We start from the raw sequence: 15,632 nt of genomic DNA on the forward strand, positions 1-15,632 counted from the left end.
CGTTCACTCCCACGGCGGGCACGCGCGGACGCCGGTTGCTTCCCGATGGGCGGTCGTCGCCCCTCCCGCCGAGTTCCGTGTCCCGGGTGTCTGCCAGGGACCGTCAGGGGGCGACCGTCGGCGCGGGCGGTGTCCAGCGGCGGGTGCGCGGCACGGTGCCGGTGACGCCGAACTCCTTCTTCAGCTGCTCGGGGATGGCGTAGTGCATGACGCGGCCCCGGGTGAGGGAGGACAGTTCGAAGACGGTGGTGAGGTGGCCGAGGCGGTCCAGGGCCCAGGCCCCCAGCGGGGACCGGTCCTCGATGGTCTCCAGCACACCGAGCAGGCTGGGGGCGGCCTTGACCACGCTGTCCCAGGCGGTGCGCGGGACCTGGAGCCAGTCGGCACAGGTGTCGCCGACGAGGTAGCGGATCAGGGCGGAGACGATCGGGTCGAAGAAGGTGCCGGGGACGACCTCCTCGTAGAGGTCGATCAGCTGTCGGGTCAGGTGGGCGCCTTCGGGCGAAGGGCCCATGTGGCGAATCATGTACAGGTCGAGGAACTGCCGGGCCTCCTCCAGGGACTTGGGGACGGCGTCCTGGTCGACGCCGAGCATCGCGCCGACGACGCGCCAGGCGTAGTAGTAGGCCTCCGCCCCTTCGACGCTCATGTGGATGCCGAGGCGGTGCAGGCTGTCCAGGACGAGCAGGGAGAAGAACAGCTGCCCGCCGATCATGTCCTCCTGGCAGATCGGCGCGCCGAGTGCCTCGACGTCCCAGCGGCCCTCCCGCCTGAGGTGATGGCGGATGGAGGCGTGCAGCAGGCGCACCTTCTGCGCGGCCGGGACGAACCTGCCGCCCGCCTCGAAGGCATCGGGCCGCATGAGGTAGACGGTGAACTGGCCGGTCTCCGCCATCCGCCTGGACGGATAGTCCAGCCCGTGGGTGGCCGACAGCAGTTTCGCGACGTGGGGAACGACGTAGCAGGCGGGCATGGAGGCGAACGACAGCGCGGTGGAGATGTGCACGTTGTTGTCGATGAAGAACAGCCGGGCCCTCTCCATCTCCTCCCAGTCCACCCAGGCCGGCGGCACGGCGGTGGCCCGCAGGTACTCGCGGGCGACGTCGGGCAGCCCGTCGGGGAGCGGTGCGCCGACCGTGGAGACGTAGCGCATCAGGGTGTTGAACGTGCCCACCTCGCCCCGTTCGAACAAGGTGGCCACCACCGCGTCGGCGAGTTCGTCCCCCGACTGGCGCAGGGCGTCCATGGAGGCATCGGTACAGGTCATGTCGGCAGTCCTTCCGGTGAGCCGCTCGGCTACGAGGGCCGGCCGTCGTGGGGGCGGATCAGCAGGGTGGTCGGGCCGGTGCGGGCGACCGGGGGGCGAGGGCGATCTGATCTGGTCAGTGATGACGGTCGGTGGCCGAGCCGGCGAGATCGGTCAGGGCCCGGCGGGCCGGGTGCGGCAGGTCGAGCGGGTCCAGGCTGCCGACGGCTTCCCGCACCCGGGAGGTGATCATCTCCTCCACCTGATCGGGGGCCTTGAGGGCGGTCATCAGCTCGCGCACGTCGCGCAGGTCGTCGGCGGTGAGGTCCCGGCGGCCCAGCACGCCGGCGAGTCGCTCGCGCTGGTCCGGCCGGGCGGCCCGCCAGGTCACGGCCAGCAGCGCGGTGGGCCGCCGGCCGCGGATGTCGTCCAGGCTCTCCTTGCCCGTGCGGCCGGGGTCCCCGAACAGGCCCAGCAGGTCGTCGCGCAGCTGGAACGCCTCGCCCAGCGGCAGCCCGTACGCGGACAGACCGGCCCGCAGCCGGGCGGCGGCACCGGCGAGCAGCGCGCCGATGAGCAGCGGGTGTTCGACCGTGTACTTCGCGGTCTTGTAGCGCACCACCTTCAGCGACACGAGCGGGTCGGGTTCCGTGCCGGTGTTGAGGATCTCCAGGCACTCGCCGGCGATCAACTCCCTCGCCAGGTCGCCCCACATCGGGCGTGCGCGGGTGAGGTAGGCGGCGGGCAGACCGCTGGTGGTGAACAACTGGCCCGCGAGCGCCATCAGATGGTCGCCGACCAGCATGGCCAGCGCGCGGGCGGCGGCCCGGGCCCGTGGCCGGCCGGCGACGGCGGTGCGCAACGCCACGTGGGCGGTGGGCAGTTCGTGGCGCAGCGGGCTGTCGTCGATGAGGTCGTCGTGGACGACCGCGGCGGCGTGGACCAGTTCCATGGAGGCCGCCGCGCGGACGAGGGGATCGCTGTCGGGCTGGCCGGCCGCGCGCCATCCCCAGTAGCAGAACGCCGCCCGCAGCCGCTTGCCGTGGCCGGCCGCCGCCCGCAGCTGCCCGGCCACCGGCGCGAGCGCGTCGTCGATCGCGCAAAGCCGCTCGGCCTCCTCGGCGAGGAACTCGTGCAGGACGGTGTCGACGCGGGCCTTGAACCCGGCGGTGTCGAAGCGCTCAGACATCGCCGCCGGGCGCCGTCCGGCGTGTCCTCGCGTGCTGGGCCAGCACCTCCAGGTGGGCGGGCGGTGCCGCGGCGTAACGGTCCAGCGCGATACGGCCGCGGGCCAGCAGGTCCTGGTGGGCGTCGCGTGCGAGGTCGGGCCCGTCGGACCGGCGCAGCAGCTGCCGTGCCGTGCCGAGGGCCGAGCTCACGGTGCTGACGGCCAGGTCCGCCAGGCCCGCCACGAGCAGGACCGCCTGCTCGTCCAGTCCCCGGCCGTCGGGCGGAGAAGAGGTCATACCGGTCGTCCCCCAGTTCTCGGACCAGGCTCCGCCGCCGTGGCGGCCGGGATGGTCCCCGGCCCGGGCGTTTCCGCGGCCCGGACGTGCCTGCGCGCTCCAGCACACTGCGTCCCGGCGCGGGCAGGCCGTCGTAGCGGGCCAAACCACCTGTTCGGGTGAACGGGGGTGCGACCGGCCGTCGCGTCGAACCGGGTCAGGCTCCGGTGCGGGTCGCCCCGCCGTCGACGTGCAGGATCTGGCCGGTGACGAAGTCGGCGTCGTCCGAGACCAGGAAGGCGAGGGCGTTGCCGAGGTCGGCCGGGACCGACGGGCGCTTGATGGTCTGCATGGCCGTCATCCGGGCGATCACCTCCTCGGCGCTCGGGCCGTTCGTCCGGGCCCGGCCCAGGAAGCCGTCGGTGGCCACCAGGCCGGGCGCGATCGCGTTGACGGTGATGCCGCTCTCGCCGAGTTCGTTGGCGAGTGCCCGGGTCAGCGCGTGCACGGTGCCCTTGCTGGTCATGTAGGCCAGATCGCGGTTCTGGGTCAGGGTGATGCCCGAGCCGGTGTTGACGATGCGTCCCCAGCCGGCGGCCCGCATCCCCGGGGCGAACCCCCGGGCGAAGAGCAGGATCGCCTCGACGTTGACCGCCTGGACCCTGCGCCACAGCTCGATCGTCACGTGGTCGAGATCGGTGAAGGGGAAGACGCCGGCGTTGTTGACGAGGATGTCGCAGCGCCCGTACCGGTCGAGGACCGTGCCGATCGCGGTGTCGACCTGGGACGGCTCGGCGATGTCGCACACCAGCCCCAACTTGTCGCCGCTGCCCGGGAGTTCGCGCACGGCGTCGGCCGGGTCGTCGATGTCGACGGCGACCACGTTGGCGCCGTCCGAGGCGAGCCGCCGGCAGTAGGCGTACCCGATGCCGCGCGCCGCCCCGGTCACCACCGCCGTCCTGCCGTCAAGCGCCACGGGTGAACTCCAGCCCGATCTGGGTGGCGATCCCGAAGTAGTCCTCCAGGTGCCAGGTGCGCACGATCCGGCCGTCGACCACCTGGTGGAAGTCCGAGGCCCGGAACTCGACCTCACGGCCGGTGCCCTCGACGCCAAGCAGCTCCCCGACGTGTATTCCGCGGCCGACCGAACGCACCGCCACCATCTCACCGGACTCGACGACATCGGCGATCGTGACGGTCAGCCCGGAGAAGGCGCCGCGCAGGTGCTCGATGCTCTTCTTCCAGCCGTCCGCGCCGGGCCCGGTGCGCAGGGCCGGCACGGCTTCCCAGTCGGGCGCGAGGGCCTCGTCGACCAACGAGGTGTCCCCCGTGGCGAGGGCCTCGTAGAAGCGCTGGACGGCGATCTCATTGTCAGTGGACATGGCTCTCACGCTAGGGACGCGAACCCTGAGTGATCAAAGACCTGTTCCGCACCACGTCATACGGTTTCGGCATGACGGATCTCGATCTGCGGCTGGTGCGCTACTTCATCGCCGTCGCCTCGCATCTGCACTACGGCCGTGCCGCGGCCGAACTGCACATCGCCCAGCCGTCGTTGAGCCGGCAGATCGGCCGGCTCGAAGCCCAGGTGGGCGCCCGGCTCCTGGACCGCACGCGGCAGGGCACGCGGCTCACCGAGGCGGGAGAGGCGTTCCTCCCGCACGCGCAGGCCCTGCTGCGTTCGTCCGAGCAGGCCGGGGCCGCCGCCCGAGCCGCCGCGCGGCCCACCCGGATCACCGTCGGCTACACCGCGGGCCTGATCGTCACCCCGGCGGTGCAAAACCTGCGGCACAGGCATCCCGACGCCGAGGTGCGCACGCTGCACCTGGAGTGGAACGAGCCGCGCGCGGCCCTGCTCGACCGGCGGGTCGACGCGGCGGTCACCCGGCTGCCGCTGCGGACCGACGGCCTGCGGGTGACGATCCTCCACGACGAGCCGAAACTGCTGCTCGTCCCGCTCGGACACCGGCTGGCCGGCAAGGAGTGGGCCACTCTCGACGACATCGACGGCGAGCCGATCCCCCGCTTCCCGGACCCGGAGTGGGACGCCTACTGGCGCATCGACCCGCGTCCGGGCGGCCGTCCCGCGCCCGACGGGCCCCCGGTCGAGACCATCGAGGACAAGCTCGAATGCATCGCCGCCGGGCAGGCCGTGGCCATCGTCCCGGCCGCCCTGCACGCGGCCGGGATACGCCCCGACCTCACCACGGTGCCGCTGCGCGGCGTCGAACCGGGTCACGTCGTGGTGGCGACCCGGGCCGCGGACCACAGCCGGCTGGTGGCGGCGTTCCGGACGGCGGCCCGGGACTGCCTGGGCGGCCCCGACCCGGCACACGGGACCTGACGGGTCAGGGTCGGTTCGACCGTCACGGTGGACCGCGACCGCGTGTCGTCGCAGCGGTTCACCGGCCACCTCGACACCGGCCGGGCCGGCGTCACCGTCGGCGGTTCCGACCGCCCTTGCCGCGCGGGTCCGTTCAGGGGCGTGTCAGCAGGGCGCGCAGGGCGGCCTTGTCGGGCTTGCCGCTCGCCGCGACGGGGACGTCGGTGAGGATGCTGACGCCTGCCGGGGCGCCGGCCTCCCCCAGGGCCCGTGCCACCAGTTCGCGCAGCGCCGCCTCCTCGGGCGCGCGGCCCGGCTGCGGGACGACGAAGGCGTGGATGGCCTCGCCCGTCCGCTCGTCCGGGACCCCGACGACGTATGCCTGGTCCACGTCGGGGTGGGAGGCGAGGACGCGTTCGATGGGGCCCGCGTAGTGCACGATGGCGTTGACGATGACGACGTCGCGCGTGCGTCCGGTCAGCCGCAGGTATCCGCCCGCGTCGAGCCGCCCGAGGTCCCGGGTCCGGACCCAGCCGTCGCGCAGGACGTCCGCGGTCTCCCGCGGGTCCTCCCAGTAGCCGCAGAACGCGTCCGCCGCCCGCACCCACACCTCGCCCGTGCCGCCCGCCGACAGGTCGCGGCCGTCCTCGTCGCGCACGGTCATCTCGACCGTGTCGAGCGGGCGTCCCACCGTGTCGGCGAGGCCGGGGTCGGCGGCGAGTTCCTCGGGTTCGAGGAGGGTGAGCATGCCCGTCTCGGTCTGGCCGTAGGCGTGGTGGGCCACGGGTCCGAGCAGTTCGGCCGCCTCGGTCAGCCGGTGCGGGGCAAGAGGGGATCCGGCCACGACGAGGGCGCGCAGACCGCTGGTGTCCGCGCCCCCATTGCGCACGGCGTCGAGAATGCCGTACAGGCGCGGCACCGTGGTCATGCAGGCGGTGACGCGCAGCTCGGCGAAGACGCCGGGGAAGACCGGGGGCTGCTGCGGTATCACCGCGGTGCCCCCGGCCAGCAGGGCGAGGCCCAGGTGCTCGAACATGACGGCGCTGGTGAGGGTGCCGAAGAGCAGGAACCGTTCGTAGCGCGCCGCGAGGCGCCGGACACGGTCGGTCCAGCGTGCGGGCTGAAGGGCCCAGTGCTCCGACAGCGCCCCGTAGGTCACCATCGTGCCCTTGGGCCGGCCGGTGCTGCCGCTGGTGAGGTGGATGACGCCGACGCCGTCGCGGTCGCCGCGGGGGGTGAGGTCGCCGGGCGCGGCGGTGAAGCCCTCCGGGGGCCGCAGCGCGCCGGTCTCCAGGAGTCGTGACCCGGCTGCCGCGGCGGCGAGTTCGGGGCGGCTCGCGGCGTCGTCCGTCACCACGGCGTCGACGTCCCGGGCGAGGATGTCGCGCAGGTGTGCACGGGTCAGTCCGGGACGCAGTCCGACCACCTGGCAGCCGACGACGTGGGCCGCGACGCGCACCGCGAACGCCTCCGGCGTGACGCCGGTGTCCAGGGCCACGCGGGCTCCCGGAGCCAGGCCCGCGGTGCGCAGCCCCCGGACGAAGCCGGCGGTCAGGTCGAGCACCTCTCCCCGGGTGACCGTGCGTGCCCCGTGCTCGAAGGCGGGCAGGTCGGGGGCGCCGCGGAAGGCGTCGACGAACGCCTGCGGAAAGAGACCCCCGGGCTTTTCGTCCACTTCGTCTCCATCCTGGACCGGAAGCAGCCGACACGAAGACGGCGTGAATGTCTGGAAAGCGACCATGCCGAACGGCGAATGGGCTCACTCGGACCGCCAAACACGCCTCACGTTAACCGACGGAAGGAATTCACCAACCCGAGTGGCGAGTGACCTACGTCACGCAGAGGCGGTCTGGATCAGTGCTTTAACCATCAAGTAAGGTCCATTCCGCCTCCACGGAAGGCAGGACGAATCCATGTCTGCTTTAACGCAGGTTGACTATCTCGTCATCGGCGGCGGCCCCGCGGGCCTCCAAGCCGGGTACTTCCTTGAAAAGAACGGCCGGGATTACCTCATCGTGGAGGAGAGCGACACTCCAGGCGCCTTCTTCACGCGTTTTCCCCGGCATAGAACGCTTATATCGTCCAACAAGGTGCACACCGGCTGGAGCGATCCGGAAATGCGCCTTCGCGTCGACTGGAATTCCCTCCTCTCGGACGACGGACCACTCTTCACCGCCTACTCCCCACGCTACTTCCCACCGGCCGACGACATGGTCCGCTACCTGGCGGACTTCGCGCGGACCCAGGGGCTGCGCATCCGCCTCGACACCCGGATCACCCGCGTCACCCGGCCCGCGGACGGCCTCTTCACGGCGACGGACCAGAATGGCAACGTTATCCGGGCCCGCCGGATCATCGTCGCCACGGGCGTCTCCCGGCCGTACGTGCCGGCCATCGAGGGCGTCGAGGAGGCCGAACGCTACGACACGGTGACCGTCGACCCCGCGGACTTCACCGACCAGCGCGTCCTCGTCATCGGGCGCGGCAATTCCGCCTTCGAGACCGCGGACAATCTCATCGAGACCGCCGCCGTCATCCACGTCGCCGGACCCGGCTCCCTCAAACTCGCGTGGCGGACGCACTTCGTCGGACATCTCCGCGCGGTCAACAACAACTTCCTCGACACCTATCAGCTCAAGTCGCAGAACGCCGTACTGGACGGCGACATCCTGCGCATAGCACGGCAGCCGGACGGCTCTTATCTGGTGAGCGTCAGGTTCGCGCGCGTCGAGGAAGTGGTGAAGGACATCCGGTACGACCGGGTGATCCTGGCCACCGGATTCCGTTTCGACGCCTCGATATTCGACGACGACTGCCGGCCCGACCTCGTCGTCAAGGACCGGTTCCCGCGGCTCACCAGCGCATGGGAATCCGCGAACATACCCGATCTGTATTTCGCCGGGACCATCACCCAGTCCCTCGACTTCAGAAAGTCCACCAGTGGTTTCATCCACGGTTTCCGGTACGGAGTGAAGGCGCTCGCCCGCATACTCGAACGCCGTTACCACGACCGGGACTGGCCGCACACCGACCTGCCCGCCACCGCGGACGCGGTGAGCGAAGCGATCGTCGCGCGGGTCAACCGCACCTCGGCCCTGTGGCAGATGTTCGGGTTCCTCGGCGACGCGGTGCTGCTCGGCGCCGACGGCGGGGCCCGGTACTGCGAGGAGGTCCCGGTGGCCCATCTGCACGAGGCCGCCGCCCGGGGCGAGTTCGGGGACCTGGCCGGCTATTTCGCCGTCACCCTGGAGTACGGCGCCGACCACGACCAGGTCGACCCCTTCGACGTCACCGTCGCACGGACGCCCCAGCGGGACACCGGTGGCCTCGACGCGCGCTATCTCCACCCCGTGGTACGTCAGTTCCTGCCGGACGGCACCGGAAAGCCGGTCGCGGAACACCACCTCACGGAGAACCTGGAGAACGAGTGGGACGACCCCGACGTCCACGTCGGCCCGCTCGGCTCCTTCCTCGCCTCCCGGCTGCCCGCCGGCAACGGCCTCCCGGCCGGCGGAGCATCCGCCGCGCCCAGGCCGTGACCGGCCCGCGGACGGGCCCGGCGTACGATCCGGCCGCACTGGCACGCCGGGCCCTCGCGGAACTGCGGCCTGAGCACTACGACTTCATCGCCGGCGGAGCGGGCGAGGAGACGGCACTGCGGGAGAACGAGGACGCCTTCGCCCGGCTGGCGCTGCTCCCCCGGGTGCTGCGCGGCCCCGGCCCCGGCACCGGCACCCGCGTGGGCGTGCTGGGCCGGGAGTGGCCGGCTCCGCTCTTCGTCTCCCCGACCGCCTTCCACCGGCTCGCGCATCCCGACGGCGAACTGGCCACCGCGCGTGCCGCCGCCGCGACCGGGACTCCGCTGGTCACCGGCATGGCCGCCACCACCGCCGTCGCGGACGTCGTCGCCGCGGCCCGCGCGAGGGACCCGGAGGCCGTCGTCTGGTTCCAGCTGTACCTCCAGCCGGAACACGAGGTCACCGCCGAACTCGTGCGCCGGGCCGAGCGGGCGGGCTGCTCCGCCCTCGTGGTCACCGTCGACTCCCCCGTGTTCGGGAGCCGCACCCGGGACCTGCGCAACGGCTTCCACGACCTGCCGCCCGGTCTCGCGGCCGAGAACATGCGGGACCTGCCCGGTGCCGCGCCCGGCGGCACCCGCGACATCGCCATGTGGCCGGCGGGCTGGGACGATCTGCGGCGGCTGCGCGACCTGACCGACCTGCCCCTCGTCCTCAAGGGCGTGCTGCATCCGGCGGACGCGCGGACGGCGGTCGAGCAGGGTGTGGACGCGCTGCTCGTGTCCAACCACGGGGGACGGCAGCTCGACGCCGCTCCGGCGGCGGTCGAGGCGCTCCCGGCCGTCGCCGGGGCCGTCGCGGGACGGGTACCGGTCCTCGTGGACGGCGGGGTACGCCGCGGCACCGACATCGCGCTCGCCCTGGCCCTGGGAGCGGTCGCCGCCGGCGTGGGGCGGCCGGTGCTGTGGGCGCTGGCGACGGGCGGCGAGGACGGGGTGACGGAGCTGCTGAGCGCGCTGCGCGCGGACTTCGCCCAGGTGCTCGCCCTGTGCGGCGGGCACCGGCCCGGGGACCTCACGGCCGACCAGGTGGTCGCGCGCGGGTTCCCGTACCACCGGCCGAAAGGAGAACCAGCATGGTGAGCCGGAGGACGACGGCGGCGACGGCCCTGGGCGGCGCGCTGCTGCTGTCCCTGCCCGCCTGGCTGCCCGGCCGGGTCGTCGCCCTGCGGATGAAGGTCTTCGCCCGCGTCAACGGCGACGAGGGCATACCGCTGCCCAGCGCCGTCTTCGGCGCCGACCGCTTCCAGGAGGTCTACGGCCACCCCGCCGCGGGGGGCCGCAGCAAGGGCGCCGCACTGTCCGACCTGTTCTGGTACTGGCTCGCGCCCGGCGCCGACGTCCACCAGGAGCATCTGGAGGCCGGTCCCCGCTACGACGAGGTGGCCCGGCGCACCCTCGCCATCCTCTCCGGCCCGTCGGCCGAGCTGTACGCCGCCGCGGCGAGCGCCACCCGGCGCGTCCTGGAGAGCGCGGACACCGGTCGGATCCGGTCCGTGCGGCTGCGCGACCTGATGATGCCGGTGTGGGCCGAGTTCTTCTACGAACTGGTCTTCCGGGAGCCCTGCCCGGCCGAGGCCCGGCGGCTGATCGTCGCCAACGCCACCGACGTGGTCGACGCCCTCAAGTGCACCCGGCCGCGCCATATGCGCCGCAGGAACCGGCTGACCCGCTATCTGCTGCGCCGGCTGGCCGCCGGTGACGTGCCCCACGAACTGCCCGGCTGCCTGACCCGCCGCCAGCAGGCGTTCTATCTGCAAGGCACCTTCTTCAACACCGCCGTGGTCCAGATGTCCGAGGCGATGGCCCATCTCCTGCTGGCCCTGGCCCAGCACCCGGACGTACAGCGGAAGGTGGCGGGCACGCCCGACGACGACCGCTACCTGTCGCACGTCATGAACGAGACGTTCCGGCTGTTCCCGCTGTTCGGGGTGGCGCATCGCATCACCACCGCCGACATCGCGCTCGACGGCCTGCCCACGATCCCGGCGGGCTCCGTCCTCACCTTCAGCTACCCCGACTACCACGCCACCGGCCACACCGATCCCGAGCGCTTCGACCCGGAGCGCTGGGCGACGCTGTCCGCGAAGAACGCCCACCACATCCCGTTCGGCGTCGCCGCCAACCGGCCCTGTCCCGCCTGGCGTCTCGCGCCGGTCGTGATGCGCGCCGCGACCCGGGAGGTGCTGGCCCGCCACGTGCTCGACTCACCGGTCGGGCACACCCGTTCCATCCCCCACCGCGCTCCCTGTCTGCTGCTGCCCCGCGAGCGGCCCGCCTCCCGGACCACCAGGCTCGTGCTGCGCACGGCGCTGGCCGTTCGCGACCGGGCCGAGGACGTCGGACGCAGCCTGCTGCAACTGGTCCTCGGCACCTGGATGGTGCTGGACGCCCGCCGCACCAGGCCCGCCACGACGTACTTCGCCCGGTACGACACCGAGGGCCGTCCGCTGAGCGCCGGCGACGCCGCGCCCGGTGCCGGGGCGGGTCGGGCGCACGGCGCGACGGCCTGCCCGTACCCGGGCCACGGGGCGTGAAGGCGTCATCCCCGCAGGCCCTCGTGGACCTCCCCGGGTCCGCACGGGCCTCCATGGGTCTCCATGGGCCTCCGAAGGTCTCTCCATAGGTCTCCTCCCCCAGGAGTCATCGTTGTCGACCACCGAGATGGGCCCGGCGTTCTTCCTGGCCGTGGCCGTCATCCTCACCGTCTGCCGTCTCGTCAGTCTGCTCCTGCGTCGCCTCGGCCAGCCGCCCGTGGTCGGGGAGATGGTCGCCGGGGTGGCCCTCGGGCCGTCCGTTCTCGGCCTCCTCTCCCCCGGCCTGGAGAAATCCCTGTTCCCGGACGAGATGCGACCCGTGCTGTACGTGGCCGGGCAGGTCGGTCTCGTCGTCTTCATGTTCCTGTCCGGCTACGAGTTCCGGACCGACCGGCTGCGGTCGGTGGGCCGCACGGCGGTGCCCGTCTCCGCGGCCGGCATCGTCGTGCCCCTGCTGTTCGGCTCCGGGCTGGCCTGGGCGGCGCACGGTGCGGTGGACCTCTACCCGGACGGTGTCTCGCCCGCGGTGGGCGCGCTGTTCGTCGGGGTCACCGTGGCCATCACCGCGTTCCCGATGCTGGCCCGGATCATCACCGAACGCGGCCTGACCGACACCCGTTTCGGCTCGGTCGCGCTGGCCTCCGGCGCGCTCGACGACGCCGTGGCATGGGTGCTGCTGGCGATGGTGCTGAGCATGGCGGGCGGCAACGCGGACACGTTCCTGCTGGCCGTGGCCGGCGCGGTCGGACTCGCCGTGTTCCTCGGTGTCTTCCTCCGCGTCCGGGCCAGGGCCCTGGAGCGGGCGCGACGGCTCACCGAGGAGCACATGCTGCTGGTCACCGTGCTCCTGCTGTTCCTCGCCGCCTGGTACACCGACCGCATCGGCCTGTACGCCGTGTTCGGCGCCTTCAGCCTCGGCGTGGCCTTCCCCCGCGACCCGGTGGTGACCCGCGCCGTGGCGGCCATCGCACCGATCAGCCGCATCGTGTTCCTGCCCCTGTTCTTCACCTACTCGGGGCTCAACACGGACTTCACGCTGCTGTCCGGCAGTGGTCTGCTCCTGTTCACCGTCGCCTGTGTGGCGGTGGCGATCATCGGCAAGTTCGGTGCCTGCTGGGCGGCCGCGCGGATGCTCGGCGAGCCGCCGGAGATCGCCCTGCGGGTGGGCGCGCTGATGAACGCGCGCGGGCTGATGCAGCTCATCGCCATCAACGTCGGCCTCAGCGCGGGCATCGCCTCACCCGCCCTCTTCGGCGTCCTGGTCATCGTCGCCCTGGTGACCACGGTGATGACGGCTCCCGTGCTGACGCTCCTGGACCGGCGTCAGGCGGCTCGGCACCCGGACGACGACGGGCGGCGCACCGCCGCGACGGCCCGACCCGCCCCCTCTCCTCGGGGAGGGGGCGAGGGCGGCGGCTAGGGACGTGCCGCCGTCGTGCGCGGCCGCGGGGTCATGACGAGGTCGCGCGGGTGGTTGGTGGAGGTCATGACTCCCCGGACCCGCTTGCCCGGGACGGGTTCGAGGCGCCACTGGTCCACCACGGCCACGACCGTCGCCGTCATCTCCGCGCGGGCGAACGACTCGCCGATGCACTGGTGGCTTCCCGCGCCGAAGGGGATGAAGGCTCCCCGCGGGGCGGCCGGCCGGTCGGGCAGCCAGCGGTCGGGGTCGAAGCGGGTGGGGTCGGTGAAGCAGCGCGGGTTCCGGTGCAGCACCAGGGCGCTGAAGATGAACTCGGTGCCCCGCTCGAAGTGGTGGCCGCCGAGTTCGACATCGGTGACGGCCCGCCGGATCGTGATGCCTCCGGGGTTGCGGACGCGCAGTGCCTCGTCCACCGTCCGCCTGGTGTAGGGCAGTCGACCGAGCCGGTCGAGGTCGAAGGGCGCTCCGGACTGCTGCCGGACCTCCTCGTAGAGCTCGCGGTCGGCGTCCGGGTGCAGGCCGAGTTCGTGGAAGAGCCAGGCCAGTCCGCCGGCGACGGTCTCGGTGCCGGCGACCAGCAGGGTGACGACCTCGTCGTACACCTGCTGGGAGGTCATGGTGTCCGCGGTGGACGCGTCCTCGGCCCTCAGGAGCAGCGTCAGCAGGTCGGGCTCCCCGTCCGGCGGGCTGCCGCGGCGGGCGTCGATGAGGTGGTCGATGACGTTCCGCAGGCGGCGGTGCGCGTCGGCGAGGCGGCGGTTGCCGGGGGTGGGCAGCCGCTGCCAGAGGTTGGTGGGGTCCAGGACACGGGTGTACATGCCCCGCAGGACGAGGGGCACCGTGCGGCGGATCTCGGCCGCGAGCCGTTCGTCCAGCGTGGTGGAGAACAGCGTCGAGGTGAGGACGGCCAGGGACAGGTCGTACATCTCCCGGGTGACGTCGATGGCCTGGCCCAGCCGCCAGGACGCGGCACGGGCGGTGGCCGTCTCCGCCATCGTCCGGGCGTAGCGGGCGATGTGGGTGTGATGGAACGCCGGCTGCATCAGGCGCCGTTGACGCAGGTGGAAGGAGCCCTCGGAGGTGGCGAGGCCGTTGCCGAGGTAGTCGCGGAGCTTGTCGAACGAGCGGCCCTTGGCGTAGTCGGCGGCGTCGCTCACCATGACGCGGTGGACGAGGTCGGGGCTGGTGAGGACGTAGGTCGGCTTCGGGCCCAGATGGACCGCCACGATCGGGTCGTAGGCGGTGAGGGTGTCCAGGAACTCCAGGGGCCTGCGCCACATGTGCAGGCCGTGGCCGATCAGGGGCAGGCGGCCCCGCGCGACCGGTGGGGGCGCGGGGCGGGCGGCAGCGGTCATCAGCGCTCCTTCGGCCGGGACGGCACTCGTGGCGGTCCGGGTGGCGTGCCGGGCGACACGGTCGACCACACGCGGACCTCGACGGCTTTCGCCCCCGTCACGGCACGTACCGAGTGTGACGGAAGCAGCGCTCAGCGTGGTAGGCCCGGCCCGGTCTCACTCGTCCGGGCGTCGGGCCCGGCGCGGAGGACCCGCCGCGGTCAGATGCGCGGGTGCCCGGCCGACTCCGGCCGGCCACGGTGGCGGAACCGTTCCGGTGCCAGGATCGACATGACCGTCGCGTCCACTCGCTCGCCCTCCCAGAGCAGGGCGTCCCGCAGTACGCCCTCGGCGACGAACCCCGCCTTCTCGTAGACGCGGCGGGCGCGCGGGTTGACGGCGTACACCTCCAGCGAGACGCGGTGCAGGCCCAGTCGCTCGAAGCCGTGGCCGACGATCAGCCGGGTGGCCTCCGTGCCGAGACCCCGTCCACGGGTGCCGGGCACGAGGCAGATGCGGAAACCGCAGCTTTCGTTGGACGGGTCCCACTCGTTGAGGACGGCCTCACCGACGACCTGGCCCGTCGCCCGCTCGACGACGGCGAGGTCCAGCCGGTCGTCCTGGTCCCGGCGGGTGTCGTACCAGCCGCGTATCCGCGCCTCGTCGGTCTCCCCGCCGTCGTGGCTGCCGGTCAGCCGGGACGTCCCGGCGTCCCGGAACATCGGCAGCAGCGCGGGTACGTCGTCCACCGTGACGGGCCGGAGCAGCACCCGCTCGCCCGTGAGCGTGGGCTTGTCGAGGAAGTCGGGGCGCGGCGCGTTCCGCTGGTGATCAGCCATTGCCACCTTGTGTACGGCCGCCCCACCCGGCGTCCTCCGGTTATCCGCCGGGCGGCCGGCTCAGCCACGGAGCCGGAGGTACGCGTCCAGTTCCGCTGCTCCGGTCAGCAGCGCTCGGCCCCGGGCGGACAGCCGGGCGTGCCAGTCGCGCAGCGCGGTCGCCAGCGGCTCCGGCCCGCCGGCCGCCCGCACCTGGGCGATCAGCGGGGCGATCTGCTCCAACAGGTAGCCGCCGCGCCTGAGTTGGTGGGCCATGTGGGCGTCGCGCACGTCGGCCTCGTCGTAGACGCGGTAGCCGGTGCGCGGGTCGCGGCGCGGGCTGACGAGCCCCGCGCGCTCCCAGGTGCGCAGCGTGGCGGGCCGGATGCCGAGGCGTCCCGCCAGGGGACCGATGAAGGTGCCGGCCGGGCCGGACCGCGGCGTGGCGTCGGCACCGGGCTCGGGCGGCGGGGTGGGCGCCAGGTCCCGCAGGGCGCGTTCCACGGCCCGCAGGGTCTGGCGGTCGTCGAGGAGTTGGGCGTGGCTCTCGTCGACGAGGCGGAGCGCCTCGTCGGTCGCGCCCTGGTTGACGGCTCGCATGATCGACGTCGCCGTCCGGTGTCCGTGGCCGGGCACCAGGGCGAGGAAGGTGCGCAGGGCGGCCGCGTGCAGCGGGGTGTAGGTGCGGTAGCCGTGCGGGGTGCGATCGGCGGCCGGGAGGATGCCGTCCGCCTCGTAGTTCCTGACGGCCTGGGTGGACAGACCGTGCGCGCGGGCCAGGTCGACCGGCCTGAGCCGCTTGCCGTTTTGAGGGTTTTGCGCCATGCGGCCGACAGTAGCGCGGAAAAGTTTACACCGAAGCTTCAACGATAGCGTTGAAGCCGTGATTGCCGACATCGAGAACACCATCCATGCCGTCGACGCCGCCT

General features: G+C 72.7%; 14 protein-coding genes. 5 read left to right on the plus strand and 9 right to left on the minus strand.

What is annotated here, in order from left to right; genetic code table 11:
* Nucleotides 1-103: 103 nt before the first annotated feature.
* The 5 genes from BLW85_RS02520 to BLW85_RS02540 form a co-directional block, all read right to left on the minus strand.
* On the minus strand, nt 104-1,267 hold the full coding sequence (locus BLW85_RS02520) for an oxygenase MpaB family protein (protein WP_074990314.1): 1,164 nt from the start codon (nt 1,265-1,267) through the stop codon (nt 104-106).
* A 115-nt stretch (nt 1,268-1,382) separates the two neighbouring features.
* Nucleotides 1,383-2,435 carry a polyprenyl synthetase family protein gene (locus BLW85_RS02525; RefSeq protein WP_074990316.1) on the minus strand — a complete coding sequence of 351 codons (1,053 nt, stop codon included), beginning with the start codon at nt 2,433-2,435 and terminating at the stop codon, nt 1,383-1,385.
* Nucleotides 2,428-2,712 carry a polyprenyl synthetase gene (locus BLW85_RS02530; protein ID WP_074990318.1) on the minus strand — a complete coding sequence of 95 codons (285 nt, stop codon included), beginning with the start codon at nt 2,710-2,712 and terminating at the stop codon, nt 2,428-2,430. The genes BLW85_RS02525 and BLW85_RS02530 overlap by 8 nt, the downstream gene beginning before the upstream one ends.
* A 196-nt stretch (nt 2,713-2,908) precedes the next feature.
* Complete coding sequence (locus BLW85_RS02535) at nt 2,909-3,667, minus strand: SDR family NAD(P)-dependent oxidoreductase (protein WP_074990320.1); 759 nt, start codon at nt 3,665-3,667, stop codon at nt 2,909-2,911.
* Nucleotides 3,657-4,073 carry an ester cyclase gene (locus BLW85_RS02540; RefSeq protein WP_070029311.1) on the minus strand — a complete coding sequence of 139 codons (417 nt, stop codon included), beginning with the start codon at nt 4,071-4,073 and terminating at the stop codon, nt 3,657-3,659. Before BLW85_RS02540 ends, BLW85_RS02535 begins: the two co-directional genes overlap by 11 nt.
* 71 nt (nt 4,074-4,144) lie before the next feature.
* On the opposite strand from BLW85_RS02540, the gene BLW85_RS02545 reads away from it, so the two are divergent.
* Nucleotides 4,145-5,035, plus strand: coding sequence for a LysR family transcriptional regulator (locus BLW85_RS02545; protein ID WP_074995939.1), 891 nt, complete (start codon nt 4,145-4,147; stop codon nt 5,033-5,035).
* Nucleotides 5,036-5,168: 133 nt separating this feature from the next.
* Here BLW85_RS02545 and BLW85_RS02550 read toward each other — a convergent pair whose 3' ends face one another.
* Complete coding sequence (locus BLW85_RS02550) at nt 5,169-6,689, minus strand: class I adenylate-forming enzyme family protein (RefSeq protein WP_244174796.1); 1,521 nt, start codon at nt 6,687-6,689, stop codon at nt 5,169-5,171.
* Between the two features lie 238 nt (nt 6,690-6,927).
* Here BLW85_RS02550 and BLW85_RS02555 point away from each other — a divergent pair, with 238 nt between their 5' ends.
* The 4 genes from BLW85_RS02555 to BLW85_RS02570 all read left to right on the plus strand — a co-directional run bounded on the left by BLW85_RS02555 (nt 6,928) and on the right by BLW85_RS02570 (nt 12,548).
* Nucleotides 6,928-8,553, plus strand: coding sequence for an NAD(P)-binding domain-containing protein (locus BLW85_RS02555; protein ID WP_074990322.1), 1,626 nt, complete (start codon nt 6,928-6,930; stop codon nt 8,551-8,553).
* The gene (locus BLW85_RS02560) at nt 8,550-9,674 is read left to right on the plus strand and encodes an alpha-hydroxy acid oxidase (protein WP_074990324.1); all 1,125 of its coding nucleotides are present in this window, start codon (nt 8,550-8,552) and stop codon (nt 9,672-9,674) included. The genes BLW85_RS02555 and BLW85_RS02560 overlap by 4 nt, the downstream gene beginning before the upstream one ends.
* Nucleotides 9,668-11,128, plus strand: a complete 1,461-nt coding sequence (locus BLW85_RS02565) for a cytochrome P450 (RefSeq protein WP_070029315.1) — start codon at nt 9,668-9,670, stop codon at nt 11,126-11,128. The genes BLW85_RS02560 and BLW85_RS02565 overlap by 7 nt, the downstream gene beginning before the upstream one ends.
* A gap of 112 nt (nt 11,129-11,240) precedes the next feature.
* On the plus strand, nt 11,241-12,548 hold the full coding sequence (locus BLW85_RS02570; protein WP_079172234.1) for a cation:proton antiporter: 1,308 nt from the start codon (nt 11,241-11,243) through the stop codon (nt 12,546-12,548).
* Here BLW85_RS02570 and BLW85_RS02575 read toward each other — a convergent pair.
* The 3 genes from BLW85_RS02575 to BLW85_RS02585 all read right to left on the minus strand — a co-directional run bounded on the left by BLW85_RS02575 (nt 12,545) and on the right by BLW85_RS02585 (nt 15,528).
* Nucleotides 12,545-13,906, minus strand: a complete 1,362-nt coding sequence (locus BLW85_RS02575; protein ID WP_074995940.1) for a cytochrome P450 — start codon at nt 13,904-13,906, stop codon at nt 12,545-12,547. The genes BLW85_RS02570 and BLW85_RS02575 overlap by 4 nt on opposite strands.
* 200 nt (nt 13,907-14,106) lie before the next feature.
* The gene (locus BLW85_RS02580) at nt 14,107-14,724 is read right to left on the minus strand and encodes a GNAT family N-acetyltransferase (RefSeq protein ID WP_074990326.1); all 618 of its coding nucleotides are present in this window, start codon (nt 14,722-14,724) and stop codon (nt 14,107-14,109) included.
* Between the two features lie 60 nt (nt 14,725-14,784).
* The gene (locus BLW85_RS02585) at nt 14,785-15,528 is read right to left on the minus strand and encodes a TioE family transcriptional regulator (RefSeq protein ID WP_074990328.1); all 744 of its coding nucleotides are present in this window, start codon (nt 15,526-15,528) and stop codon (nt 14,785-14,787) included.
* Between the last annotated feature and the right edge of the window lie 104 nt (nt 15,529-15,632).

This window comes from Streptomyces misionensis, assembly GCF_900104815.1.
Classification (GTDB): Bacteria; Actinomycetota; Actinomycetes; order Streptomycetales; family Streptomycetaceae; genus Streptomyces; species Streptomyces misionensis.

What these genes read in the sequence shown, in the direction of transcription:
- BLW85_RS02520 (WP_074990314.1), bottom strand. Translation starts at nt 1,267, where the DNA reads ATGACCTGTACCGATGCCTCCATGGACGCCCTGCGCCAGTCGGGGGAC.
- BLW85_RS02525 (WP_074990316.1), bottom strand. Translation starts at nt 2,435, where the DNA reads ATGTCTGAGCGCTTCGACACCGCCGGGTTCAAGGCCCGCGTCGACACC.
- BLW85_RS02530 (WP_074990318.1), bottom strand. Translation starts at nt 2,712, where the DNA reads ATGACCTCTTCTCCGCCCGACGGCCGGGGACTGGACGAGCAGGCGGTC.
- BLW85_RS02540 (WP_070029311.1), bottom strand. Translation starts at nt 4,073, where the DNA reads ATGTCCACTGACAATGAGATCGCCGTCCAGCGCTTCTACGAGGCCCTC.
- BLW85_RS02545 (WP_074995939.1), top strand. Translation starts at nt 4,145, where the DNA reads ATGACGGATCTCGATCTGCGGCTGGTGCGCTACTTCATCGCCGTCGCC.
- BLW85_RS02555 (WP_074990322.1), top strand. Translation starts at nt 6,928, where the DNA reads ATGTCTGCTTTAACGCAGGTTGACTATCTCGTCATCGGCGGCGGCCCC.
- BLW85_RS02565 (WP_070029315.1), top strand. Translation starts at nt 9,668, where the DNA reads ATGGTGAGCCGGAGGACGACGGCGGCGACGGCCCTGGGCGGCGCGCTG.
- BLW85_RS02575 (WP_074995940.1), bottom strand. Translation starts at nt 13,906, where the DNA reads ATGACCGCTGCCGCCCGCCCCGCGCCCCCACCGGTCGCGCGGGGCCGC.
- BLW85_RS02580 (WP_074990326.1), bottom strand. Translation starts at nt 14,724, where the DNA reads ATGGCTGATCACCAGCGGAACGCGCCGCGCCCCGACTTCCTCGACAAG.
- BLW85_RS02585 (WP_074990328.1), bottom strand. Translation starts at nt 15,528, where the DNA reads ATGGCGCAAAACCCTCAAAACGGCAAGCGGCTCAGGCCGGTCGACCTG.